This window comes from Ramlibacter sp. MAHUQ-53 (genome assembly GCF_052600055.1).
In genome coordinates, this window is record NZ_JBQWTS010000001.1 from 109777 (window position 1) to 134974 (window position 25198).

A 25198-nucleotide genomic window follows, 5' to 3' on the forward strand; every position below is an offset into this window, starting at 1 on the left:
CTTACTGGCAATGCGTGGTGATGTACTGCTTGACGCGGTCCACGTCGGCCGGCAGCACGGTGACCCGCTTGGGCAGGTCCTCGATGCCGGCGAACTTGGCCGGGCGGTCCGGCTCGCGGCCCAGGGCCTCGACGATGGTGGCGGCGAACTTGATCGGCAGCGCCGTCTCCAGCACGATCATCGGGACGCCCGGCTCCATCTGCTCGCGCGCCACCTTCACGCCGTCGGCAGTGTGGGTGTCGATCATCACGCCGAAGCGCTCGAAGGTGTCGCGGATGGTGGCGAGGCGGTTCGCATGCGTGCTCCTGCCGCTGGCGAAGCCGTAGGTCTCGCGCGCGGCCTTCACCTCGGCCGGCAGGTCGAAGCGGCCGGCCGAAGACAGCGCGTCGCCGAACAGGCCCTTGACCTTGGCGCCGTCACGACCGAGCAGGTCGAACACGAAGCGCTCGAAGTTGCTGGCCTTGGAGATGTCCATCGAGGGGCTGGAGGTCTCGAAGGTGTCGGCGCTGCCACGCACGCGGTAGGTGCCGGTGCGGAAGAACTCGTCGAGGACGTCGTTCTCGTTGGTGGCGGCGACCAGTTTGGCAACCGGCAGGCCCATCATGCGGGCCACGTGGCCGGCGCAGATGTTGCCGAAATTGCCCGAGGGCACGGTGAAGCTGACCTTCTGGTCGTTGGACGTCGTGGCCTGGAAGTAGCCGGCGAAGTAATACACCACCTGGGCCACGAGGCGGGCCCAGTTGATGGAGTTCACCGTGCCGATGCGCCACTTGCGCTTGAACTCGAGGTCGTTGGAGACGGCCTTGACGATGTCCTGGCAGTCGTCGAACACGCCCTCGACGGCGAGGTTGTGGATGTTGGCGTCCTGCAGGCTGAACATCTGGGCCTGCTGGAAGGGGCTCATGCGGCCATGCGGCGACGTCATGAACACGCGCACGCCCTGCTTGCCCCGCATGGCGTACTCGGCGGCGCTGCCGGTGTCGCCGGAGGTGGCGCCCAGGATGTTCAGCTGCTCGCCGCGGCGGCCCAGCTCGTACTCGAACAGGTTGCCCAGCAGCTGCATGGCCATGTCCTTGAAGGCCAGCGTGGGGCCGTTGGACAGGGCCTCGAGGTACAGGCCGTCCTCGAGCTTCTTCAGGGGCACGATCTCGCGCGTGCCGAAGACTTCCTCGGTGTAGGTCTTGCGGCAGATGGCGCGCAGGTCCTCGGCGGGGATGTCGTCGATGTACAGCGAGAGGATCTCGAACGCGAGGTCCGCATAGGCCAGGCCGCGCCAGCGCGCGAGCGTGGCACCATCGACCTGGGGATAGCGCTCGGGCAGGTAGAGGCCGCCATCGGGGGCCAGGCCCTCGAGGAGGATCTCGCAGAAATGCTTGCGGTCCGGGTGGCCGCGGGTCGACAGGTACAGCATCAGGCGAGTTCTTCCTTGCGGATGCGGGTGACGGGCGACAGCACCGACGGCAGGCCCTGCAGCTTGGCGAGCACGTCGTTCATGGTGCCCTCGCGGGTGTTGTGCGTGAGGATGATCAGGTCGGTCTGCTTCTCGCCCTCGCCGGCCTCACGCTGGAGCACCGCGTCGATGGAGATGCCGGCGCCGGCCAGCAGGCTGGTGACCTGGGCCAGCACGCCCGGCTCGTCGGCCACGCGCAGGCGCAGGTAGTAGCTGGTGACGACCTCGGACATCGGCAGCACCGGCAGGTCGGTCATCTGGTCCGGCTGGAAGGCCAGGTGCGGCACGCGGTGGGCCGGGTCGGAGGTGTGCAGGCGGGTGATGTCGACCAGGTCGGCGATCACGGCGCTGGCGGTGGGCTCGCTGCCCGCGCCCTTGCCGTAGTACAGCGTGGTGCCGACGGCGTCGCCCTGCACCACCACCGCGTTCATCGCGCCTTCCACGTTGGCCAGCAGGCGCTTGGTGGGCACCAGGCTCGGGTGGACGCGCAGCTCGATGCCCTTGTCCGTGCGCTTGGTGATGCCCAGGAGCTTGATGCGGTAGCCCAGTTGCTCGGCGTAGCGGATGTCCTGCGCGGCGAGCTTGGTGATGCCCTCGACATAGGCCTTGTCGAACTGCACCGGGATGCCGAAGGCGATGGCCGACAGGATGGTCGCCTTGTGCGCGGCGTCCACGCCCTCGATGTCGAAGGTCGGGTCGGCCTCGGCGTAGCCCAGGCGCTGGGCCTCCTTCAGGACCACGTCGAAGTCGAGGCCCTTGTCTCGCATCTCGGACAGGATGAAGTTGGTGGTGCCGTTGATGATGCCGGCCAGCCACTGGATGCGGTTGGCGGTCAGGCCCTCGCGCAGCGCCTTGATGATCGGGATGCCGCCGGCCACCGCAGCCTCGAAGGCCACCATCACGCCGCGGCGGTGCGCGGCGGCGAAGATCTCGGTGCCGTGCACGGCCAGCAGCGCCTTGTTGGCGGTGACCACGTGCTTGCCGGCCTCGATGGCCTCCATCACCAGCTGGCGGGCGATGCCGTAGCCACCAATGAGCTCGACGACGATGTCGATGTCCGGATTGGCGATGACGGCGCGGGCGTCATTCACCACGCGGGCGGCGTCGCCCACCACGGCCTGGGCACGGGCGGTGTCGAGGTCCGCCACCATGGCGATCTCGATACCGCGGCCGGCGCGGCGCATGATCTCCGTCTGGTTGCGCTGGAGGACGTTGAACACGCCGCTGCCGACGGTGCCGATGCCAAGCAGGCCGACTTGAATGGGTTTCATCACGAAGCTCTTATCTGTCTCTGGACGGTGGAAGGGAAATGGGGCGCGCTCGCTGCGGGCTCAGTCGGTGCCCATGCGGCGGCGGTACTGCGCCAGGAACTTCGCGATGCGGCTGATCGCCTCGCGCAGGTCGTCCTCATGGGGCAGGAACACGATGCGGAAATGGTCGGGGCTGGGCCAGTTGAAGCCGGTACCTTGCACCAGCATCACGCGGGTCTCCTGCAGCAGCTCCAGGAAGAACTGGCGGTCGTCCTTGATCGGGTAGACCGCCGGGTCCAGGCGCGGGAACATGTACAGGGCCGCCTGCGGCTTGACGCAGGTCACGCCGGGAATGGCGGTGATCAGCTCGTAGGCCAGGTCACGCTGGCGGCGCAGGCGCCCGCCTTCCTTGACCAGGTCATCGATGCTCTGGTAGCCGCCCAGCGCGGTCTGGATCGCGTACTGGCCCGGCACGTTGGCGCACAGGCGCATGTTCGAGAGCATGTTCAGGCCCTCGATGTAGTCGGCCGCGGCCTTCTTGTCTCCCGAGATCACCAGCCAGCCGGCACGGTAGCCGCAAGAGCGGTAGCTCTTGGAGAGCGAGTTGAAGGTCAGCGTGACCACGTCGGTCGACAGGCTGCCGATGGCGGTGTGGACCACCCCGTCGTACAGCACCTTGTCGTAGACCTCGTCGGCCAGGATCACCAGGCCGTGCTCACGGGCGATCGCCACGATCTGCTTCAGCAGCTCGGGCGAGTACAGCGCGCCGGTGGGGTTGTTCGGGTTGATGACGACGATGCCCTTGGTGCGCGGCGTGATCTTGGCGCGGATGTCGTCGAGGTCAGGCATCCAGCCATTGGCCTCGTCGCACAGGTAGTGCACCGGCTTGCCGCCGGACAGCGTGGTGGCCGCAGTCCACAGCGGGTAGTCGGGCGCGGGCAGCAGCAGCTCGTCGCCGTCATTGAGCAGCGCGTTGGTCGCCATGTGGATCAACTCGCTGGCGCCGTTGCCCAGGTAGATGTCGTCGAGCGTGACGCCCTGGATGCCCTGCTCCTGGGTGCGGTGCATCACCGCCTTGCGCGCGGAGAAGATGCCCTTGCTGTCGGAGTAGCCCGCCGAGTTCGGCAGGTTGCGGATCATGTCCTGCTGGATCTCCTCGGGCGCATCGAAGCCGAACACGGCGAGGTTGCCGATGTTGAGCTTGATGATCTTGTGGCCCTCGTCCTCCATGCGGCGGGCGGCATCCATGATCGGTCCACGGATGTCGTACAGCACATTGGCCAGCTTGTTGGATTTCTGGATGGTCTTCAAGGCCCCTCCGGCAAAGCGTCGCTCGGGTGAAAACCTATAATTTGACCATAGTTGACGTGCCATGAAGCTGCAACCCGACCGCTCCACCGCCCAGACCATCACCGGCCACGGCCCGGGGTGGGTCGCCATCAATGGCGAACGCATCGACCACAGCCTCATCGTGGGCTCCGGCGGCGAGCGCATCGCCTGGGCCGGCGGGACATTCGAGCAACTCGACGCCAGCCATTTCGAGGCGCTCGCCAGGCTCGACGTGGAGGTGGTGATCTTCGGCAGCGGCAGCCGCATCCGCTTCCCCCGCCCCGCCTGGCTGGCCCCCCTGATCGCCCGGCGCATCGGCCTGGAGACCATGGACACCGCGGCGGCCTGCCGCACCTACAACATCCTGGCCCAGGAAGGCCGCACCGTCGCCGCGGCGCTGCTGCTGGAACCGGCCGCCTGATGGCGCGACACACCCGCCGGCCGGGTTGAACGTTTCGGGTAAAATCGCGGGTTCAGCGCAGCCCCACACCGCGCAACAACGACCAAATTACTGTCACACGAGTACAAATCCATGGCGATCGTTGTCAACAAACTCATCCCCGAATTCGAGGCGAACGCCACGGGCGGCATCAAGGTGACCAACACCACCCACCTGGGCCAGGTGCTCGTTCTGTACTTCTACCCCAAGGACAACACGCCGGGCTGCACCACCGAGGCCATGCAGTTCCGCGACAAGTACAAGGACTTTGTGAAGGCCGGTGCCACCGTCTTCGGCGTCTCCCGCGACAACATGAAGTCCCATGACGACTTCAAGGCCAAGCTGGAACTGCCCTTCGAGCTGATCGCCGACACCGAGGAAAAGATGTGCCACATGTTCGGCGTGGTCAAGAACAAGATCATGTACGGCAAGAAGGTCAAGGGCATCGAGCGCAGCACCTTCCTGATCGGCGCCGACGGCATCCTCAAGCAGGAGTGGCGCGGCCTGAAGGTCCCGGGCCACGTGGACGAGGTCCTGAAGGCCGTCAAGCTGCTGAAGAAGGCGGCCTGACGCCGGGCCGCAACAGGCACCGACCCTGTCGGTTGTCGTGTCAATCGGCCCGTGCATAATGGGTTCATGCCGTTGTCCCTGACGCCCTGCGTCAACACCGCCAGCCCCGACAAAGCCGCCCGGCTCGCCCGGCGGCTTTTTTGTTTTTCTTCGCCACTTCCAACCGGGAATTCCTCGTCGTATGCCGCTGCCCCCCGCCCCCACCAAGCGTGCCGCCCTCCTGCCGCCGCAGGCGTTTGACGCCCCGGCCCGTTCCCCGCACAAGGCAGCCCGGAAATCGGAGGCGGCATCCCCCACCGGCAGCCCGTTGCCTGAGCGCGCCCAGATCGAGGACCTGGACCCGCGCAGCGGCGGCGGCGAGTCCGAGGTGATGGCGCTGTTCGAGACGCCCGCCGCGCCGCCGGCCGCCAAACCCGCCGGCCGCCGCAAGGCCGCCCCCGCCGAGGCCAGCGCCCCGGAAGCTCGTACGCGCAAGACCAAGCCGAAGGCCTCCGGCCCCACCAAGCTGTTCGTGCTGGACACCAACGTGCTGATGCACGACCCGATGTGCCTGTTCCGCTTCGAGGAGCACGACATCTTCCTGCCGATGATCGTGCTGGAGGAGCTCGACGGCCACAAGAAGGGCATGACCGAGGTCGCCCGCAACGCCCGCCAGGCCAGCCGCTCGCTCGACGCCCTCGCCGACGCCCAGGGCGCCGACATCGGCAAGGGCCTGAAGCTGGACACCTCCGGCCACGTGGAGGCCGGCGGATGCCTGTTCTTCCAGACCCAGGCGCTGGCCAACCCCCTGCCCAGCACCCTGCCCCAGGGCAAGGCGGACAACCAGATCCTGGGCGTGGTGCAGGCCCTGCGCGAGCAGCATCCCGGCCGCGACGTGGTGCTGGTCTCCAAGGACATCAACATGCGGGTCAAGGCCCGGGCCCTGGGCCTGGCCACCGAGGACTACCGCAACGACAAGACCATCGACGACCTGGACCTGCTGTACGCCGGCAGCCTCGCCCTGCCCCCGGACTTCTGGGCCAAGCACGGCAAGACGGTGGAGAGCTGGCAGAACGGCCAGCACACCTACTACCGCATCACCGGCCCGATCGTGCCGAGCCTGCTGATCAACCAGTTCGTGTACTTCGAGGCGCCGGGCGAGCCGAGCCTGTACGCCCGCGTGACCGAGATCCGCGGCAAGACCGCGGTGCTGCGCACGCTCAAGGACTACGGCCACCTGAAGAACGCGGTCTGGGGCGTGACCACCCGCAACCGCGAGCAGAACTTCGCGATGAACCTGCTGATGGACCCCGAGGTCGACTTCGTCACCCTCACCGGCACCGCGGGTACCGGCAAGACGCTGATGGCCCTGGCCGCCGGGCTGACCCAGGTGCTGGACGACCGCCGCTACACCGAGATCATCATGACCCGCGCCACGGTGAGCGTGGGCGAGGACATCGGCTTCCTGCCCGGCACCGAGGAAGAGAAGATGGGCCCCTGGATGGGCGCGCTGGACGACAACCTCGAGGTGCTGGCCAAGACCGAGACCAGCGCCGGCGAATGGGGCCGCGCAGCCACCAACGAGTTGATCCGCAGCCGCATCAAGATCAAGAGCATGAACTTCATGCGCGGCCGCACCTTCCTGAACAAGTACCTGATCATCGACGAGGCGCAGAACCTCACGCCCAAGCAGATGAAGACCCTGATCACCCGCGCGGGCCCGGGCACCAAGATCATCTGCATGGGCAACCTGGCGCAGATCGACACGCCCTACCTCACCGAGGGCTCGTCGGGCCTGACCTTCGCGGTCGACAAGTTCAAGGGCTGGCCGCACAGCGGCCACATCACCCTGGCGCGCGGCGAGCGTTCGCGCCTGGCGGATTTCGCGTCGGAAGTGCTGTAAAGGGCGGCACACCCAACGAATTGGGCCTGCCTCGCGCAGGCCCTTTTTTCTGGCCGCTCAGAAGTCGTCGTACGCGCCGGAGGCCAGCGACTCGAACTTCGTCAGCTGCTTCATGAACGCCAGCTTGGCCGTGCCGGTGGGGCCGTTACGCTGCTTGCTGATGATGATCTCGGCGACGCCGGGCTCCTTGGAGTCCTTGTTGTAGTAGTCGTCGCGGTAGATGAACATGATCACGTCCGCGTCCTGCTCGATGGCGCCGGATTCGCGCAGGTCCGACATCATCGGGCGCTTGTCGGTGCGCGACTCCACGCCCCGCGACAGCTGCGACAGCGCGATCACCGGGCAGCCCAGTTCCTTGGCCAGCATCTTCAGGCCGCGCGAGATCTCGCCCACGGCGGTGGCGCGGTTCTCGTCGGCGCTGCTGCCGGACACCGACATCAGCTGCAGGTAGTCGATCACGATCAGGCCCAGCTTGCCGCCGCACTGGCGCGCCAGGCGGCGGGCGTTGGCGCGCAGCTCGCTCACCGTCAGGCCCGGGGTTTCGTCGATGTGCAGCTGCACCGAACGCAGCTTCTCGATGGCCTCGGTCAGCCGCGGCCATTCATCGTCGGTCAGCTTGCCGGTGCGCAGGTGGCCCTGGTCGATGCGGCCGATCGAACCCACGATACGCACGGCCAGCTGGGCAGCGCCCATTTCCATCGAGAACACCGCCACCGGCAGCTCCTCGTTGATGGCCACGTGCTCGGCGATGTTGATCGCGAACGAGGTCTTGCCCATGGAGGGCCGCGCCGCCAGGATGATCAGGTCACCGGCCTGCAGGCCGGAGGTCATGCGGTCCAGGTCGTAGAAGCCGGTGGGGATGCCGGTGATGTCGGCCGGGTTGTCGGCCATCTCCTGCACCCGGTCCATGAGGTCGATCACCAGCGAGCCCAGGTCGTGGAAGCCCTGCTTGGAGCGCGTGCCCTCCTCGCCGATGTGGAAGATCTTCTGCTCGGCCTCGTCGAGGATGCGGTCCACCGGCTTGCCCTGCGGGTTGAAGGCGGCGGTGGCGATCTCGTCGGAGGCGGTGACCAGCTTGCGCAGGATCGCGCGCTCGCGCACGATTTCCGCGTAGCGGCGGATGTTGGCCGCGCTGGGCACGTACTGCGCCAGCGAGTTCAGGTAGGCCAGGCCGCCGATCTCGTCCGACTTGCCCAGGCTCTGCAGCGCCTCGAACACCGTGATCACGTCGGCCGGCTTGGTGCCGTTGATCAGGTCGGCGATGGCCTTGAAGACCAGGCGGTGCTCGTAGCGGTAGAAGTCGCCCTCGGTGAGCAGGTCGCCGATGCGGTCCCAGGCGCCGTTGTCGAGCAACAGGCCGCCGAGCACGCTGGACTCGGCCTCGATGGAGTGCGGCGGCACGCGCAGCTGGGCCACTTCGCGGTCACGCGGGAAGTCGTCTTCGAGGGTTGTCAGTACTGCAGACATGATGTTCTCGTGAACCCGCCATGTTAGGCCGACGAGCCCCGCGGGTCACGGGACAAGGCTGTGGATAAACCGTGCCCAACCCGGGAACAAGTCCGGTTTTCCTGTGGGCAAATAAAAAGCCGCCCGGGCGGGCGGCTTTTCGGGCAGCGCAGGCTGCTTAGGCGGTTTCGCCGTAGACGGTGACGTTGATGTCGACCACCACGTCCGTGTGCAGGGACACGGAGACGCTGCTGTCGCCGACCATCTTGATCGGGCCGTTGGGCATGCGGACCTGGGCCTTGGACACGTCGTAGCCGGACTTCTTCAGCTCTTCGGCGATGTCGAAGTTGGTCACGGAGCCGAACAGGCGGCCGTCCACGCCGGCCTTCTGGGTCAGCTTGACGGTGGTACCGGACAGCTTCTCGCCCTGGGCCTGGGCTTCAGCCAGCTTGGCAGCGGCTTGCTTTTCCAGTTCGGCGCGCTTGGCTTCGAACTCGGCCTTGTTGGCGGCGGTCGCACGCTTGGCTTGGCCGGTGGGGATCAGGAAATTGCGGCCGTAACCGTCCTTGACCTTGACGATGTCGCCCAGGTTGCCAAGGTTGATGACCTTCTCGAGCAGGATGATTTCCATGTTCTTGGCTCCTTAGATGCGGTGCTGGTCGCTGTACGGCACCAGGGCCAGGAAGCGGGCGCGCTTGATGGCGGTGTTCAGCTGACGCTGGTAGATGGCGCGCGTGCCGGTCAGGCGCGCGGGGATGATCTTGCCGTTCTCGGCGATGAAGTCGCGCAGGGTGTCGACGTCCTTGTAGTCGATTTCCTCGACGCCGGCGACGGTGAAGCGGCAGAAGCGCTTGCGCTTGAACAGCAGCGACTGGGTGTTGCGCTTCGGACGCTTGTCCTTGTTGAATTTCTTGAACGTGGCCATGAGGGACCTCTCGAAAAATTAATCTTGCTGAAACTCTTGGATGTGCAGCACAGGGTGCTTGCCGTTGCGCGGGTTGGCCAGGAAGCCGGCGAATCGCCAGGGACTTCCCACCGGTTGCCTGGCCAGGGTCTCGGCCAGCGGGCCGAAGGCCACGGCCCTGAGGGCCGCCTTCACCTGCCGCCTGCCGCCTGCCTCGGACATCTCGGACTCGTGCTCGAGCCGAAGGTCCAGGGCGGGCAGCCCGGCCGGGGTGTATCGCAGGGCCGAAGCCTCGGCGATGCAGGCGCTCAGGACAACCTGGTTGGTCACGCGCGCAGCGGGCGCCTTACTGTTGCTGGAACTCCGCCTGCTGGGCCTTGCGGGCCTCTTCGCGCTCGACGGTCTTCATCATGGAAGACGCACCGGTCTCGGCCTTCTTCTTGACCACGGTCAGGTGGCGCAGGACGGCGTCGTTGAAGCGGAAGGCATGCTCGAGCTCGTTCATCACGGCCTGGTCGGCCTCGATGTTCACGCACAGGTAGTGGGCCTTGGCCAGCTTGTTGATCTGGTACGCCAGTTGACGGCGGCCCCAGTCTTCAACGCGGTGGATCTTGCCGCCGCCGGCGGTGATCATGCCCTTGTAGCGCTCCAGCATGGCCGGAACCTGTTCGCTCTGATCCGGGTGGATCAGCAAGACGATCTCGTAATGTCGCATGGATTTCTCCTTGTGGATGAAAGCCACCCGGTTGCGAGCCGGTGTGGCAAGGCAAAGCGCGAGATTGTAGCAGGCTTGCAGCCGGGCAAAAAAGAACCCCGGGCGCGTGAACGCCCGGGGCAATCCTGAAATGACTCTTGCTCAGTCGGGGAGCATGGTCCCGGCCGCCTCTTGCCGGCAGCTTACAAAATCGTCGATGAAACGGGCCACCGCCCTAGGGGTTTCCCGGAGCGGGCTGGGTCGCCGGCGCCAGGCGGGCGCGGGTGGCCAGGCTGGCCACGACCGTCACCGCCACGCCGGCCGCCACGCCGAACACCCCGCCGGAGACCGGCTGGATGCTCCACCAGAGGGATTGGGGCGTGTGCAGGTGCAGCAGGCCCCGCAGCCAGGCGGCGTTGGACAGCATGTAGAACACCGTCACCCCCAGGCCGGCGAGCATGCCCCAGGCGGCGCCCCGGCCGGTGGCGCCGCGCCAGAAGATGCCCAGCACCATCCCCGGCACCAGGGCCGCGGCGGCCAGCGAGAACGAGGCGGTGACCAGGGACAGGATGTCCGAGGGCTTGAACATGGCCACCGTGGCGGCGACCACCGCCACGGCCAGCAGCGCGAACTTGGACAGGATCACCCGCTGCTCGGGCGTGGTGCTGCCGGAGACGTCGGGCACGTACAGGTCGCGGACCAGGGCGCTGCTGATCGTGAGCAGCAGCGCGTCGGCGGTGGACAGGGCCGCGGCCAGGCCGCCCGCCGCCACCAGGGCCGAGACCACGTAGGGCAACCCGCCGATCTCGGGCGTGGCCAGCATGATGATGTCGGCCCCCAGGCGCAGCTCGCTGAACTGCAGCAGGCCGTCGCCGTTCATGTCGCGCACGGAGATCAGGGCCGGGTCGACCCGCGACCACTGGACGATCCAGGTGGGCAGCTCGCTGAAGCGGATGCCGGTCAGGCCCTGCATCACCTCGTACTTGACGAGCGCCGCCAGGGCTGGCGCGCTGACATACAGCAGGCCGATGAAGAACAGCGCCCAGCCCACCGAGGAGCGTGCCTGGCTGACGCTGGACGTGGTGTAGAAGCGCGTGAGCAGGTGCGGCAGGCCCAGGGTGCCCGCCATCAGGCAGAACATCAGCGCCAGGAAGTTGAGGCGGGAGGACTGGAAGGCCGCCCGGTCCTCCGGGCTGCCGGCCGGGTCGCCGGCGAAGGGCTGGGTGTGCAGCGGCAGCCCACCCAGCGGCTGCGAGCGCGCCTCGCTGTCCTGGACGGTGCGCAGCCACTGCTCGCGCGCGGTCGCCGCGTCGCGCGGGATCTCGGCCAGGTCCCGATGGGCGGCGGCCACCGTCATCGCGTCGGCACCCTGCTCGCGCAGGGCCTGCAGCCGCCCGCGCGCCTGCTCGCGCTCCGCGCGCAGGGCCTGGTCCACGTCCTGGAGCTTCAGGCTGTACTCGATGGCCCGCTGCTGGAACGCCATCTGCACCTGCCGCTCGGCGCGGGCGTCGGTCAGCTCCTTTTCCAGGATGGCGATCTTGTCCAGCTGCTGGCCGTAGACCGCCGGCGCGAAAGGACTGCCCAGCTGCTTGTAGGCCAGCCAGGAGACGGGGATGAGGAAGGCCAGCAGCAGCACCACGTACTGCGCAACCTGGGTCCAGGTGATGGCACGCATGCCGCCCAGGAAGGAGCACAGCAGCACGCCACCCAGGCCCAGAAGGATGCCGATCTCGAACTGCACGCCGGTCAGGCGCGAGGCGATCAGGCCGATGCCGTAGATCTGCGCGACCACGTAGACGAAGGAGCACAGCACGGTGGCGATGGCGGCGATGCGCCGGGGCCAGGTGCCGCCGTAGCGCAGCTGGAAGTAGTCGGGGACGGTGTAGAGGGACAGGCTGCGCAGGTAGGGCGCGACCAGCAGGGCCAGCAGGCAGAAGCCGCCGGTCCAGCCCATGATGTAGGCCAGCCCGCCGGCGCTGCCCGGCGCGCCCGAGAAGCCCTGCAGGTACAGGGCGCCGGCCAGGCTGATGAAGGAGGCGGCCGACATCCAGTCGGCCGCGGTGGCCATGCCGTTGTAGAAGGCCGGGATGCGGCGGCCGGCGACGTAGTACTCGAGCGGGTCGGTGGTGCGGCACCAGATGCCGATCACCGCGTACATCATCACCGACGCGAAGAGGAAGGCCGGCCCCAGCCAGCGCCGGGACAGGCCGCCCTCCTCCGCCGCGTGCAGCGCCGCCAGTACCGCCACCAGCCCTGCCACATACAGGGCCATGTTGCGGTGCAGGCGGCCCGGCGCGGCGCTCATGCTCAAGCGGAGGCCAGCCCCTGCCAGGTCTCGATGACGCTGTCCGGATTGAGCGAGATGGAGGAGATGCCCTCCTTCGCCAGCCACTGGGCGAAGTCGGGGTGGTCGCTGGGCCCCTGGCCGCAGATGCCGACGTACTTGCCCTGCTTGCGGCAGGCCGCGATGGCCAGCGACAGCATGGCCTTGACGGCCGGGTCGCGCTCGTCGAAGTCATGCGCCAGCAGCTCCAGGCCGGAGTCGCGGTCCAGGCCCAGGGTCAGCTGCGTCAGGTCGTTGGAGCCGATCGAGAAGCCGTCGAAGTGCTCGAGGAAGGCATCGGCCAGGATGGCGTTGCTCGGGATTTCGCACATCATGATCAGCTTGAGGTCGTCCTCGCCGCGCCTGAGGCCGAACTTGGCCAGCAGGGCCACGACGCGCGCGGCCTGGCTCACCGTGCGAACGAACGGCACCATGACCTGCACATTGGTGAGGCCCATCTCGCCGCGCACGCGCTTGAGCGCCTCGCACTCCATGGCGAACGCTTCGCCGAAGTCCTCGCTGATGTAGCGGGCCGCGCCGCGGAAGCCCAGCATGGGGTTCTCCTCCTCGGGCTCGTAACGCGAGCCGCCGATCAGCTTGCGGTACTCGTTGGACTTGAAGTCCGACAGGCGCACGATGACGGGCTTGGGCCAGAAGGCCGCGGCGATGGTGGCCACGCCCTCGGCGACCTTGTCCACGTAGAAGGCGCGGGGCGAGGCATGGCCGCGGGCCACGGACTCGACCGCCTTCTTCAGGTCGGCATCGACATTCGGGTAGTCCAGGATGGCCTTGGGGTGGACGCCGATGTTGTTGTTGATGATGAATTCCAGGCGGGCCAGGCCCACGCCCTGGTTGGGCAGCTGCGCGAAGTCGAAGGCCAGCTGCGGATTGCCCACGTTCATCATGATCTTGGTGGAGATCTCGGGCATGGCGCCGCGCTTGACCTCGGTGACCTCGGTCTCGAGCAGGCCGTCGTAGATGCGGCCGGTGTCGCCCTCGGCGCAGGAGACGGTGACCAGGGTGCCGTCCTTCAGGGTCTCCATGGCGTCGCCGCAGCCCACCACGGCCGGGATGCCCAGCTCGCGCGCAATGATGGCCGCGTGGCAGGTGCGCCCGCCGCGGTTGGTGACGATGGCGCTGGCGCGCTTCATCACCGGCTCCCAGTTGGGGTCGGTCATGTCGGCGACCAGCACGTCGCCGGGCTGGACCTTGTCCATCTCGGAGACGTTGTGCACCAGGCGCACCGGCCCGGTGCCGATCTTCTGGCCGATGGCCCGACCCTCGGACAGCACGTTGCCCTTGCCCTTGAGCTTGTAGCGAAGCTCCGCCTTGCCCGCGGCCTGGCTCTTCACCGTCTCGGGGCGGGCCTGCAGGATGTAGAGCTGGCCGTCCTGGCCGTCCTTGCCCCACTCGATGTCCATCGGTCGGCCGTAGTGCTTCTCGATGACCTGGGCATAGCGGGCCAGCTGCTCGACATCGGCGTCGGACAGGGAATAGCGGTTGCGCTGCTCCAGCGGCACGTCGACCGTCTTGATCAGCTTGCCGGAGGCCGCCTTCTCCTCCGGGGTGGCGAAGACCATCTGGATCAGCTTGGAGCCGAGGTTGCGGCGGATCACGGCCTTCTTGCCGGCCTGCAGCATCGGCTTGTGGACGTAGAACTCGTCGGGGTTGACGGCGCCCTGGACCACGGTCTCGCCCAGGCCGTAGCTGGCGGTGATGAAGACCACGTCCTCGAAGCCGGACTCGGTGTCGATGGTGAACATCACGCCGGCGGCGCCCAGGTCGGAGCGCACCATGCGCTGCACGCCGGCGGACAGGGCCACGTCGGCATGGGCGAAGCCCTTGTGCACGCGGTAGCTGATGGCGCGGTCGTTGTAGAGGGAGGCGAAGACCTCCTTCATCTTGTGCAGCACCTGCTCGATGCCCTGCACGTTCAGGAAGGTCTCCTGCTGGCCGGCGAAGGAGGCGTCGGGCAGGTCCTCGGCGGTGGCGGAGGAGCGCACCGCGAAGCTGGCGCTGGCGCTGCCGCCCGAGAGCTTGTCGAAGGCGGCGCGGATGGCAGCCTCCAGGTCGGCCGGGAAGGGCTGGGCTTCGACCCAGCCGCGGATCTCCGCGCCGGCGGCGGCCAGGGCGCGCACGTCGTCGGTGTCCAGGGCGTCCAGTCGGGCCTGGATGCGGGCGGCCAGCCCGTCAAAGGCCAGGAACTCGCGGAAGGCGTGCGCGGTGGTGGCGAAGCCGGTGGGCACGCGCACGCCCTGCGGCAGCTGCGAGATCATTTCGCCGAGGCTGGCGTTCTTGCCGCCAACGACCTCGACGTCGCTCATTCTCAGGTCTTCAAAGGGAACGACCAGGGCGGTCGGCTCGAACCGGGTGGACATGGGAAAGCTCCAGAAGTTGAAAACCTGTCGGGCCGGCGGGCGGGCCCGGCCCCCTGAAGCGGCAGCCAGCTTTGTGCTTGTTCGAATGGGCGGCTGCGGGTCATGGGGCCATGAATTCGGATAATGGCGATTCTAGGCGGCCAACCCGGCCGTATTGCAGCCCGTCTGCCGACTTTCCATGGCCCAACGCACCGTTTTCTACATCTCCGACGGCACCGGCATCACGGCCGAAACCTTTGGCAACGCCATCCTGGCGCAGTTCGAGTTCAAGCCGCGCCACGTGCGCCTGCCGTTCGTGGACACGGTGGAAAAGGCCCACCAGGCCGTCCGCCAGGTCAACCACACGGCCCAGGTCGAGGGCAACCGGCCCATCGTCTTCACCACGCTGGTGAACATGGAGGTGCTACGGGTGATCGAGGCAGGCTGCCAGGCGATGCTGCTGGACATGTTCGGCACCTTCGTGCGGCCGCTGGAAGTCGAGCTGGGAATGAAGTCCAACCACCGGGTCGGCCGTTTCTCGGACGTGAGCAAGAGCCAGGCCTACCACGACCGGATCGAGGCCATCAACTTCAGCCTGGCCCACGACGACGGCCAGAGCAACCGCGACCTGGAGGCGGCCGACGTGATCCTCGTCGGCGTGAGCCGCAGCGGCAAGACCCCCACCTCCCTGTACCTGGCCATGCAGTACGGCCTGAAGGCCGCCAACTACCCCCTGATCCCCGAGGACTTCGAGCGCCGCCAGTTGCCGCCGGCCCTGGTGCCGTTCAAGAAGAAGATCTTCGGCCTGACCATCCAGCCCGAACGGCTGTCCGAGATCCGCAACGAGCGCCGGCCCGACTCGCGCTACGCCTCGCTGCAGAACTGCCGCATGGAGGTGTCCGAGGCCGAGGCCATGATGCGGCGCGCCGGCATCCGGTGGCTGTCCACCACCACCAAGTCGATCGAGGAGATCGCCACCACCATCCTGCAGGAAGTCCGGCCCGAGCGGCTGGAGTATTGAGCCGGGTCAAGGCGGCAGTTAATAGATGAAATAAATCGACAGGATTGCTTCAATTGAGTTGATGCATCCCTTCCCCGGGCCTAAGATCCATCCCGTCGACTAACCCGCAACCAACCAGAGGAAACAACGATGTCCGTCATCAACACCCAGATCAAGCCGTTCAAGAACGCCGCGCTCAAGCAAGGCAAGTTCATCGAGGTCTCCGACGAAACCGTGAAGGGCAAGTGGTCGGTGTTCTTCTTCTACCCCGCCGACTTCACCTTCGTCTGCCCCACCGAGCTGGGCGACGTGGCTGACAAGTACGCCGAATTCCAGAAGCTGGGCGTGGAGATCTACTCCGTGTCGACCGACACGCACTTCGTGCACAAGGCCTGGCAGGACGCTTCGGACACCATCCGCAAGATCCAGTACACCATGATCGGCGACCCGACCGGAACCCTGACCCGCAACTTCGAGTGCATGCGCGAAGCCGAGGGCCTGGCCGACCGCGGCACCTTCATCGTCGACCCCCAGGGCGTGATCCAGGCCGTGGAAATCACCGCCGAAGGCATCGGCCGCAACGCCGCCGACCTGCTGCGCAAGGTCAAGGCCGCCCAGTACGTCGCCTCGCACCCGGGTGAAGTCTGCCCCGCCAAGTGGGAAGAAGGCGCCGCCACCCTCAAGCCCTCGCTGGACCTGGTCGGCAAGATCTAAGCCGCCAATCCACGCACGGCACGCAGGCCCCAGGCCTGTACTCCATTCGGCGCGCAGGCCCACCGGCCTGCGCCGCCTGATGAAAGAGGCCCGGGGTGCACCCCGCCCCGGGCCTTTGCTTTTCCGAAATCCAACGAATCCCCACGGAGGCTCCCATGCTCGACGCTGCTCTCAAAGCCCAACTCGCCGCCTACCTCGAACGCATCACGCAGCCGGTGGAGATCACCGCCCAGCTCGATGATTCGCAGGCCTCGGTCGACATGCAGGCCCTGCTGAACGACATCGCGGAGTCCTCGAAACTGATCACCGTGAACACCCTGCAGGGCGGCCCGCACCGCACGCCCTCGTTCGCGGTCAACCGCCCCGGCGAGAACCACGGCCCGCGCTTCGCCGGCCTGCCGATGGGGCATGAATTCACCTCCCTCGTGCTGGCGCTGCTGCAGGTGGGCGGCTACCCGCCCAAGGTGGAACAGGCGCTGCTGGACCAGATCCGCGCCCTGGACACCGACCTGGACTTCGAGGTCTACGTCTCCCTGACCTGCCACAACTGCCCGGACGTGGTCCAGGCCCTGAACCTGATGGCGGTGCAGAACCCGCGCATCAAGGCGACCATGATCGAGGGCAGCCTGTTCCAGGACGAGATCAACGAGCGCCAGATCATGGGCGTGCCCACCGTCTTCCTGAACGGCACCATGTTCGGCAACGGCCGCATGACGCTGGAAGAGATCCTGGCCAAGGTCGACAAGGGCGGCGCCCAGCGCGAGGCCGCCAAGATCGATGCCAAGGACCCGTTCGACGTGCTGATCATCGGCGGCGGCCCGGCCGGCGCCGCGGCTGCGGTGTATGCCGCGCGCAAGGGCATCCGCACCGGCGTGGCCTCCGAGCGCTTCGGCGGCCAGGTGCTGGACACCCTGGGCATCGAGAACTTCGTCTCCATCAAGGAAACCGAGGGCCCGAAGTTCGCCCTGGCCCTGGAGGAGCACGTTCGCCACTACGACGTGGACATCATGAACCTGCAGCGCGCCAAGGCCCTGATCCCGGGCGACCTGGTTCAGGTGCAGCTGGAAAGCGGCGCGACCCTGAAGGCGAAGACCGTGATCCTCACCACCGGCGCGCGCTGGCGCAACGTCAACGTGCCCGGCGAAAAGGAATACAAGAACAAGGGCGTGGCCTACTGCCCGCACTGCGACGGCCCCCTCTTCAAGGGCAAGCGCGTGGCAGTGATCGGCGGCGGCAACTCCGGCGTCGAGGCGGCCATCGACCTGGCCGGCCTGGTGCAGCATGTGACCCTGATCGAGTTCGCCACCGAGCTGCGCGCCGACGCCGTGCTGCAGAAGAAGCTGCACAGCCTGCCGAACGTGACCGTGGTCATGAACGCCCAGACCACCGAGATCACCGGCGACGGCCAGAAGGTCAACGGCCTGTCGTACAAGGACCGCGCCACCGGCGCCGACCACCACGTGCCGCTGGAGGGCGTGTTCGTGCAGATCGGCCTGGTGCCGAACACCGAGTGGCTCAAGGGCACGCTGGAGCTGTCGAAGCATGGCGAGATCGTGGTCGATGCCAAGGGCCAGACCTCGATGCCCGGCGTGTTCGCCGCGGGTGACGCCACCACGGTGCCGTACAAGCAGATCATCATCGCCGCCGGCGAGGGCGCGAAGGCCGCACTCAGCGCCTTCGACCACCTGATCCGCACTCCCGTCGCGGCGTAACAGGGGAGGGACGCCTCGTGAGGGGTGGGCGCTGGCAGGTGTTTCGCGCACAATGCCAGCACCCACCCTTCCTGCTTTCTGGAGCTCCGTGATGCAAGGCGACCCGAAGATCATCCACCACCTGCAGGCCCAGCTGCGCAACGAGCTCACGGCCACCAACCAGTACTTCCTCCACTACCGCATCCTGCAGCACTGGGGCTTCGGCAAGCTGGCCAAGAAGGAGTACCAGGAGTCCATCGGCGAGATGAAGCATGCGGACAAGCTCATGGCCCGCATCCTCATGCTCGACGGCCTGCCCAACCTGCAGGACCTGGGCAAGCTCCTGATCGGCGAGGACGTGCCCGAGCTGCTCGACTGCGACCTTCGCCTGGAGCGCGCCGCCCAGCTCACCATCAAGGAAGGCATCGCGGCCTGCGAGGCGGCCCGTGACTACGTCTCCCGCGACATCCTCCAGGACATCCTGGATGACACCGAGGAGCACATCGACTTCCTCGAAACCCAGCTGGACCTGATCAACAAGGTCGGCCTGCCGAACTACCTGCAGTCCCAGATGGACGAATCGCATTGAGAATGATTCGCATTTGATGTAAACTGCTGAGCTGAATCCAATTCGGCCAGCCAAGTCCGCGCGGGACTCCGTCCGCGCACCCAGCCAGCCTCCAACGTCCACCGTCCCCGGCCCCGGGGACCCACCTGAGGCTGCTGCATGCATTCCCTGTCCGACCACGCCCTCCTGCCGCTGGGCGCCCTCCTCCTGGCCGCGTCCGCCGGCGCCGCCGCCCAGTCCGCCCCCGCCACCACGCCCGCCCGCACCCTGGCCACCGTCGAGGTGAAGGAGAAGGCCGAGATCGCCGAAGGCAAGGACTCGGTGCGCGCCACCCAGTCGCGCATCGGCCGCGGCACGCAGGAACTGCGCGACATCCCGCAATCGGTCACCGTGGTGACCGAGCGCCTGATGGACGACCGCAACCTCGACACGGTGAAGGACGCCCTGAGGAACACCGCCGGCGTGAGCTTCATGGCAGCCGAGGGCGGCGAGGAGGACGTGCGCCTGCGCGGCTTCCCGGTGCAGGGCGCGGGCGACATGTTCATCGACGGCATGCGCGACCCGGCCATCTACGACCGCGACACCTTCGCGCTGGACCGCCTCGAGGTGCTGCGCGGCTCCGCCTCCATGCTCTTCGGCCGCGGCTCCACCGGCGGCGCGATCAACCAGGTCACCAAGCTGCCGCGCCTGATGGACGAGAACCAGGTCGACTACACGATCGGCAGCCACCGCCACCACCGCGTGGTCGGCGACTTCAACCGGGTCACCGGCGAGAACGCCGCCCTGCGCGTGAACGTGATGGCCACCCGGGCCGACAACAACGGCTCGGGCAGCGCCATCGACAAGAACGGCGCCGCCGTCGCCTACCGCCGCGGCATCGGCGAGCGCGACGAATTCCTCGCCTCGCTCTACTACCTGAACAACAACAACGGGGTGAACTACGGCATGCCGTGGATCCGCCCGGGCGCCACGTCCACCGTGGCCCAGACCACCGTGCTGCCGGTCGACCCGACCGCCCGGTACGGCATGGCCACCGACTACAACCACAGCGGCGCGGCCATCGCCAGCCTGGGCCATGTGCACCGCTTCGACGGCGGCGGCGAGCTGCGCACCCAGGCCCGCGTGAGCCACTTCACCCGCGACCTGCGCGCGAGCACCCTCCGCCTGCCCGGCGGCACCTACCTGTCCAACCTGACCGCCGCCAGCGTCCTGAACCGCAGCACCCAGCTGAAGATCCAGGAGATGGACGTGACGCAGCTGCAAAGCGACTACAGCGGCAAGTTCCAGGCCCTGGGCCTGCAGCACGAGCTGCTGGCCGGCGTCGACCTGGCGCTGGAGCGCAAGACGGTCCACGCCGCGCGCGCCGCGGCCCAGGGCGGCGTGACGATCGCCAAGCCGACCACCCTGCTCGGCACGCCCGACGACGGCGCCGCGATCGACGAATCCACCCGCGTGCTGCGCACCAACAACGACTACGAGTCCACCGGCTACGGCGCCTACGTGCAGGACATGGTGCAGGTGGCCGAGCACTGGAAGGTGGTGGCCGGCCTGCGCTGGGACCACCTCTCGGGCAAGTACCGCCAGTTCGCCATCCCCGCCAACGCCGCCGGCCCCGAGACGGTCACGCCCTACCGCATGAAGGTCTCGGAATTCAGCAAGCGCCTGGGCGCGCTGTTCCAGCCGAACGCGCTGCAGTCGTACCACGTCTCGCTGGGCACCTCGTTCAACACCTCGGGCGACGCCTACTCGCTGAGCGCCGCCAACCAGGACACCCCGCCCGAGCAGTCGATCAACTTCGAGGTCGGTGGCAAGTTCGACGCCCCCGGCAAGCAGTGGACCACCCGCGTGGCGGCCTTCCGCACGACCAAGCTGCACGAGCGCAACACCGACCCGCTGGTCAACCTGACCACCCTGTCCGGCAAGCGCCACGTCGCCGGCGCCGAGGTCGACATCAGCGGCCGCATCACCCCGAAGTGGGAGGTGTTCGGCTCGTACATGTGGCTGCCCATCGCCACCATCGACGCGGCGGTCGCCGGCGGTGAAACCGGCCGCCCCTCGCTCACGCCGCGCTACAGCGGCACGCTGTGGAGCACCTACCAGTTCACGCCCAAGCTGCGCGCAGGCGGCGGCCTGAACTTCCGCGGCGAGCAGACGCCGAACCGCAACCCGGGCTGGACCGTCCCCAGCTTCATCACCGCCGACCTGATGGCCGAGTACGTCGTCACGCAGGACCAGCTCACGGTCAAGGCGAACCTGAGCAACCTGGCCAACAAGCGCTATGCCGACCAGCTGTACTCGGGCCATTACATCCCGGGCGCCGGCCGCCTGCTGCAGGTGACGACCAGCTTCAGGTTCTGAGCGCCATGATCACCGTCCTGCCTGCCCTCCTCTCCCCGGACCAGGTCGCCACGGCCCGCCGCCTGCTGGCCGATGCGCCCTGGGAGGACGGCCGCGAAAGCGCCGGCCCGCAGGCCCGGACGGTGAAGAACAACCACCAGCTGCCGCACGACTGCGAGGCCGCCCGCGCGGTCCGCGCCCTGGTGCTGGCGGCGGTGGAGGCCTCGCCCCTGTTCCTCAGCGCGGCCCTGCCCCTGCGGATCTTCACCCCGCGCGTGAACCGCTACCGCGGCGACGCCAACGCCTACGGCGCGCACGTCGACAACGCGCTGCGCCTGAAGGCGGTGCGCGAGGGCGAGCCGCTGTACGTGCGCACCGATGTCTCCTGCACGGTGTTCCTCAGCGAGCCCTCCGCGTACGACGGCGGTGAGCTGGCCTTCGCCTTCGGTGCCGGCGAGCAGCGGGTCAAGCTGCCCGCGGGCCACGCGGTCCTCTACCCCGGCACCACGCTGCACCAGGTGACCCCGGTCACCCGCGGCGAGCGCCTGGGGTGCTTCTTCTGGGCGCAGAGCCTGGTGCGCAGCGCCGAACAGCGGCAGCTGCTGCACGAGATGGACATGCAGCTGCTGTCCTTGCGCCGCCAGCAGGGCGAGACGCCGGAAACCACCGCCCTGACGGGCACGTACCACAACCTCCTGCGGATGTGGTCCGAAACCTGAGACGCCGCGAACGAAGCCGGAATGTCCATGCGCCTGTCCCCCCTGCCCCCCGGCCTGAACACCCTGGCCGACCACGAGGCCCATGCGCGCGGCGTGCTCGATGCCGCGGCCTGGGCCTATTTCAATGGCGGCTCGGCCGACGAGGTCACGCTGGCCGAGAACCTGCAGGCCTGGCGGGCGCTGCGGCTGCTGCCGCGGGCGCTGCGACCGCTGGCCGGCCTGACGCCGGCCACCACCCTGCTCGGGCGCGCCCTGGCCCACCCGGTCCTGGTCGCGCCCCTGGCGCTGCAGCGCCTGGCCCACCCGGACGGCGAACTCGCCACCGCGCAGGCCGCCGCCGCCCAGGGCGCCGGCCTGGTGGTCAGCACCCAGGCCAGCCTGCGGCTGGAGGACGTCGCCGCCGCCGTCCGCGGCGACGCGGACCGCGGCCCGCTGTGGTTCCAGCTGTACGTGCAGGCCGACCGCGGCCTCACCCTCGACCTGGTGCGCCGCGCCGAGGCGGCCGGCTACGAGGCGCTGGTCGTCACGGTCGACGCGCCGGTGCAGGCGCCGCGCGACGCGCAATGGCGCGCCGGCTTCAAGGTGCCTCCCGGGCTGGCGGTGAACCTGCCGGCCACGCCGGCCGCCACCGACCTGGCCGACCTGCTGCGGCAGGCCCCGACCTGGGACGACATCGCCTGGCTGCGGGCGCAGACCCGCCTGCCGGTGGTCCTCAAGGGCCTGGTCCATCCCGACGACGCGCGCGAGGCGCTGCGCCACGGGGTGGATGCGCTCATCGTCTCCAACCACGGCGGGCGGGCGCTCGACACGGTGCCGGCCACCGCCCGCCTGCTGCCCGCGCTGGCCGAGGCCGCCGGCGGCGCCCTGCCCCTGCTCGTGGACGGCGGCATCCGCCGCGGCACCGACGTCCTCAAGGCCCTGGCCCTGGGCGCCCGCGCGGTGCTGGTCGGCCGCCCCGTGGCCTGGGGACTGGCCAACGCCGGCGCCCTGGGGGTGGCCCATGTCCTGCGCCTGCTGCGCGACGAATTCGAGGTCGCCATGGCCCTGTGCGGCTGCGAGCGGACGGACCAGATCACGCCGGACCTCCTATGCTGATTGCAAATGCGATCGATTCGCATTTATAATCAGCTCCAGTTCCACTGACACCCTGCGGGGTCCGCCATGATCGTCTGCGTCTGCAACCGAGTCTCCGACCGCGAGATCACCCGGCATGTCCATGCCGGCATGGATTTCAGCGACCTCCAGCTGGAGCTGGGTGTGGCGACGCAGTGCGGCCAGTGCGAGGGCTGCGCCCGTGAACTGGTGGAACAATGCAACCGCAACCGCAGCGACGCCGCGATGGCGGCGCCCTCGGCCCCCGTCGTCCTGCACCGGCCGGCATGGCTCTCCTCGCTGGCCTCGGCCTGAGCCTCGTGCTGATCGTCGCCGGCGCCTGGTGGGCGCTGCGTACGTGACGCGACCTTTCCTGCAGTACCCGACTTGTCCACCTCGCCCGATTTCCCGCTGTTCGGCTCCCGGCGCAACGCCCTGATCGTGGGCAGCGTCCTGGCCTTCCACGTCGCTGCCCTGTGGGCGCTCAACACCGGCCTGGTGCGGCGCGTGGCCGAGGTCTTCGTGCCCGCCGAGGTCATCGCCGAGATGCTTTCGCCCGCGCCGCAGCCGCGGCCGGCCCCGCCGCCGCCCGCTCCCAAGCCGGCGCCGCGCACCCCGGCCCCCGCCCCGGCGGTGGACAAGCCGCAGCCCCAACCCGTGCCGCAGCCCGCACCCCTGCCGGTGGCGGCGGCGCCGTCGGCCAGCCCCGCCCCCAACGCACCGGTGGTCCCGGCCGCCCCTGCCGCGCCGGCGGTGGCCACCGGCCCGGCCACGCCGGCGCCGCCCGCGCCCGCGCGCATCGACCTGCCCTCGAGCGATGCCGACTACCTGCAGAACCCCAAGCCCGCCTACCCCCCGGTGAGCAAGCGCCTGGGCGAGCAGGGCAAGGTCATCGTTCGCGTCCTCATCGCCGCCGACGGCACGCCGCAGAAGGCGGAACTGCGCCAGTCCAGCGGCTTCGAGCGGCTGGACCAGGCGGCCCTGGCCACCGTCCTCAAATGGCGCTACGTCCCCGGCAAGCGCGGCGGCGTGGCCGAGGCGATGTGGTTCAACGTCCCGATCAATTTCGTGCTGGAGTAAAGAAGACAATGGAAGCCCAATTCGGCCTCGCCCACCTGTGGAACCAGGGAGATTTCGTCACCAAGGCGGTCGCCGTGCTGTTGCTGGTGATGTCGCTGTCCTCGTGGATCGTGCTGATCGTCAAGGCGCTGGACCTGCGCCGCGCCGGCGCCCAGGGCCGCCGCACCGAAGCCTTCTGGCACGCCCCTGATTTCAACGGCGCGCTCGAGGCCCTGGGCAACGAGCCCGGCAACCCCTTCCGCGGGCTGGCCCTGGCCGGCCGCGAGGCCACCGTCCACCACCACGCGCAGCCGCAGTTGCACGACTCGCTGGACGTGAGCGACTGGATCACCCGCTGCCTGCGCAACGCCATCGACGAAGCCACCGCCCGCCTGCAGTCCGGCCTGGCGGTGCTGGCCTCGGTGGGTTCGACCGCGCCCTTCGTGGGCCTGTTCGGCACGGTCTGGGGCATCTACCACGCGCTGCTGTCGATCGGCACCGCGGGCCAGGCCTCGATCGACAAGGTGGCCGGCCCGATCGGCGAGGCGCTGATCATGACCGCCCTGGGCCTGGCCGTGGCCATCCCCGCGGTGCTGGGCTACAACGCGCTGGTGCGTGGCAACAAGGCAGTGGTCCTGAAGATGAACCGCTTCGCCCACGATCTGCACGCCTACTTCATCACCGGCGCGCGCGTGTCCGGCAACGGCGCGCCGTCCAACGTGGTTCCCATGAAGAAGGGCAACTGAGATGGCCTTCGGCACGCAGGACGACACCGACGACGTGATGAACGAGATCAACATGACGCCCCTGGTGGACGTCATGCTGGTCCTGCTGATCATCTTCATCATCACCGTGCCGGTGATGAAGCACGCGGTCAACATCGACCTGCCGCAGGCCTCCAACCAGCGGCAGCAGGACAAGCCCGAGACCATCCAGCTGTCGGTGGACGCGCAGGGCGGCTACCACTGGAACCAGGCCCGGGTGGACGACGCCGACCTGCCCCGCCTGCTGGCGCAGGAGGCGGCGCGCGAGCCGCAGCCCGAGCTGCACATTCGCGGTGACAAGGCGGTGCGCTACGAGCGCGTGGCCCAGGCCATGGCGGCGGCGCAGCAGGCCGGCCTGCGCAAGATCGGCTTCATCACCGAGCCCAAGCCGCTGCAATGACGGCCGAACCCGCCGAGGACCCGCGGCACGCCGTGCCCGTGCCGGCCGCGCGCCAGGAGGCGGCGGCGGTGCAGCGCCCGCCCCTTTTCTCCAGCGATGACCTGCTGCGGGGCCACCGCGCGGTGGAGATCAGCCACAACGGCGTCGTCTACCGGCTGCAGGCCACGCGCCTGGGCAAGCTGATCCTGACCAAGTGACGGCGCCCTGGAG

25 protein-coding genes are annotated in these 25198 nt (G+C 68.3%); 15 read left to right on the forward strand and 10 right to left on the reverse strand.

The annotated features are described in order from the left end of the window. Window position 1: 1 nt before the first annotated feature. The 3 genes from thrC to ACT80S_RS00520 are packed head-to-tail and all read right to left on the reverse strand — an operon-like array spanning window position 2 to window position 4011. On the reverse strand, window positions 2-1411 hold the full coding sequence (thrC, locus tag ACT80S_RS00510) for a threonine synthase (protein ID WP_377411375.1): 1410 nt from the start codon (window positions 1409-1411) through the stop codon (window positions 2-4). Further along, window positions 1411-2721, reverse strand: a complete 1311-nt coding sequence (locus ACT80S_RS00515) for a homoserine dehydrogenase (protein ID WP_377411377.1) — start codon at window positions 2719-2721, stop codon at window positions 1411-1413. Before ACT80S_RS00515 ends, thrC begins: the two co-directional genes overlap by 1 nt. Before the next feature lie 60 nt (window positions 2722-2781). Then, window positions 2782-4011, reverse strand: a complete 1230-nt coding sequence (locus tag ACT80S_RS00520; RefSeq protein WP_377411379.1) for a pyridoxal phosphate-dependent aminotransferase — start codon at window positions 4009-4011, stop codon at window positions 2782-2784. 61 nt (window positions 4012-4072) lie between these two features. Between ACT80S_RS00520 and ACT80S_RS00525 the strand changes: the two genes are divergently transcribed. The 3 genes from ACT80S_RS00525 to ACT80S_RS00535 all read left to right on the forward strand — a co-directional run bounded on the left by ACT80S_RS00525 (window position 4073) and on the right by ACT80S_RS00535 (window position 6920). Further along, the gene (locus ACT80S_RS00525; RefSeq protein ID WP_377411381.1) at window positions 4073-4450 is read left to right on the forward strand and encodes an Mth938-like domain-containing protein; all 378 of its coding nucleotides are present in this window, start codon (window positions 4073-4075) and stop codon (window positions 4448-4450) included. 111 nt (window positions 4451-4561) lie between these two features. Beyond that, complete coding sequence (locus tag ACT80S_RS00530; RefSeq protein WP_377411383.1) at window positions 4562-5038, forward strand: peroxiredoxin; 477 nt, start codon at window positions 4562-4564, stop codon at window positions 5036-5038. Between the two features lie 181 nt (window positions 5039-5219). Further along, window positions 5220-6920: a PhoH family protein gene (locus tag ACT80S_RS00535; protein WP_377411385.1), complete on the forward strand. Its 1701-nt coding sequence runs from the start codon at window positions 5220-5222 to the stop codon at window positions 6918-6920. A 57-nt stretch (window positions 6921-6977) separates the two neighbouring features. Here the strand turns inward: ACT80S_RS00535 and dnaB are convergent, their stop codons facing one another. From dnaB to ppsA, 7 genes are all read right to left on the reverse strand, one after another. Beyond that, a complete protein-coding gene (dnaB, locus tag ACT80S_RS00540; RefSeq protein ID WP_377411387.1) occupies window positions 6978-8387 on the reverse strand; it encodes a replicative DNA helicase in 1410 nt (469 codons plus the stop codon). A 157-nt stretch (window positions 8388-8544) separates the two neighbouring features. Further along, window positions 8545-8997 carry a 50S ribosomal protein L9 gene (gene rplI / locus ACT80S_RS00545; protein ID WP_377411389.1) on the reverse strand — a complete coding sequence of 151 codons (453 nt, stop codon included), beginning with the start codon at window positions 8995-8997 and terminating at the stop codon, window positions 8545-8547. Between the two features lie 12 nt (window positions 8998-9009). Beyond that, entirely contained in the window at window positions 9010-9291 is a 282-nt protein-coding gene (gene rpsR, locus ACT80S_RS00550; protein ID WP_048438842.1) for a 30S ribosomal protein S18, read from the reverse strand. An 18-nt stretch (window positions 9292-9309) separates the two neighbouring features. Further along, window positions 9310-9600 carry a primosomal replication protein N gene (priB, locus tag ACT80S_RS00555; RefSeq protein ID WP_377411391.1) on the reverse strand — a complete coding sequence of 97 codons (291 nt, stop codon included), beginning with the start codon at window positions 9598-9600 and terminating at the stop codon, window positions 9310-9312. A 16-nt stretch (window positions 9601-9616) separates the two neighbouring features. Next, window positions 9617-9985, reverse strand: coding sequence for a 30S ribosomal protein S6 (gene rpsF, locus ACT80S_RS00560; RefSeq protein ID WP_377411393.1), 369 nt, complete (start codon window positions 9983-9985; stop codon window positions 9617-9619). A 214-nt stretch (window positions 9986-10199) separates the two neighbouring features. After that, entirely contained in the window at window positions 10200-12269 is a 2070-nt protein-coding gene (locus ACT80S_RS00565; protein WP_377411395.1) for a VC_2705 family sodium/solute symporter, read from the reverse strand. A gap of 2 nt (window positions 12270-12271) precedes the next feature. After that, complete coding sequence (gene ppsA / locus ACT80S_RS00570) at window positions 12272-14665, reverse strand: phosphoenolpyruvate synthase (RefSeq protein ID WP_377411397.1); 2394 nt, start codon at window positions 14663-14665, stop codon at window positions 12272-12274. Window positions 14666-14843: 178 nt separating this feature from the next. On the opposite strand from ppsA, the gene ppsR reads away from it, so the two are divergent. The 12 genes from ppsR to hemP all read left to right on the forward strand — a co-directional run bounded on the left by ppsR (window position 14844) and on the right by hemP (window position 25185). Then, window positions 14844-15665, forward strand: coding sequence for a posphoenolpyruvate synthetase regulatory kinase/phosphorylase PpsR (ppsR, locus tag ACT80S_RS00575; RefSeq protein WP_377411399.1), 822 nt, complete (start codon window positions 14844-14846; stop codon window positions 15663-15665). Window positions 15666-15794: 129 nt separating this feature from the next. Continuing rightward, window positions 15795-16358 (forward strand): alkyl hydroperoxide reductase subunit C, encoded by a 564-nt coding sequence (gene ahpC, locus ACT80S_RS00580; RefSeq protein ID WP_377411401.1) that lies wholly within the window; start codon window positions 15795-15797, stop codon window positions 16356-16358. Between the two features lie 155 nt (window positions 16359-16513). Continuing rightward, entirely contained in the window at window positions 16514-18070 is a 1557-nt protein-coding gene (ahpF, locus tag ACT80S_RS00585) for an alkyl hydroperoxide reductase subunit F (protein WP_377411403.1), read from the forward strand. Between the two features lie 91 nt (window positions 18071-18161). Continuing rightward, complete coding sequence (gene bfr / locus ACT80S_RS00590; protein ID WP_377411406.1) at window positions 18162-18638, forward strand: bacterioferritin; 477 nt, start codon at window positions 18162-18164, stop codon at window positions 18636-18638. 138 nt (window positions 18639-18776) lie between these two features. Further along, window positions 18777-20975 (forward strand): TonB-dependent receptor, encoded by a 2199-nt coding sequence (locus ACT80S_RS00595; protein WP_377411408.1) that lies wholly within the window; start codon window positions 18777-18779, stop codon window positions 20973-20975. A gap of 5 nt (window positions 20976-20980) precedes the next feature. Beyond that, window positions 20981-21673, forward strand: a complete 693-nt coding sequence (locus ACT80S_RS00600; protein ID WP_377411410.1) for a Fe2+-dependent dioxygenase — start codon at window positions 20981-20983, stop codon at window positions 21671-21673. Window positions 21674-21700: 27 nt separating this feature from the next. Then, window positions 21701-22768 (forward strand): alpha-hydroxy acid oxidase, encoded by a 1068-nt coding sequence (locus tag ACT80S_RS00605; RefSeq protein WP_377411412.1) that lies wholly within the window; start codon window positions 21701-21703, stop codon window positions 22766-22768. Between the two features lie 66 nt (window positions 22769-22834). Further along, complete coding sequence (locus ACT80S_RS00610; RefSeq protein ID WP_377411414.1) at window positions 22835-23080, forward strand: (2Fe-2S)-binding protein; 246 nt, start codon at window positions 22835-22837, stop codon at window positions 23078-23080. A gap of 72 nt (window positions 23081-23152) precedes the next feature. Then, window positions 23153-23845, forward strand: a complete 693-nt coding sequence (locus ACT80S_RS00615; RefSeq protein ID WP_377411416.1) for an energy transducer TonB — start codon at window positions 23153-23155, stop codon at window positions 23843-23845. 8 nt (window positions 23846-23853) lie between these two features. Beyond that, window positions 23854-24570 (forward strand): MotA/TolQ/ExbB proton channel family protein, encoded by a 717-nt coding sequence (locus ACT80S_RS00620; RefSeq protein WP_377411418.1) that lies wholly within the window; start codon window positions 23854-23856, stop codon window positions 24568-24570. A 1-nt stretch (window position 24571) separates the two neighbouring features. After that, window positions 24572-24988 (forward strand): ExbD/TolR family protein, encoded by a 417-nt coding sequence (locus ACT80S_RS00625; protein ID WP_377411420.1) that lies wholly within the window; start codon window positions 24572-24574, stop codon window positions 24986-24988. Beyond that, on the forward strand, window positions 24985-25185 hold the full coding sequence (gene hemP / locus ACT80S_RS00630) for a hemin uptake protein HemP (protein ID WP_377411422.1): 201 nt from the start codon (window positions 24985-24987) through the stop codon (window positions 25183-25185). Before ACT80S_RS00625 ends, hemP begins: the two co-directional genes overlap by 4 nt. Window positions 25186-25198: the final 13 nt, after the last annotated feature.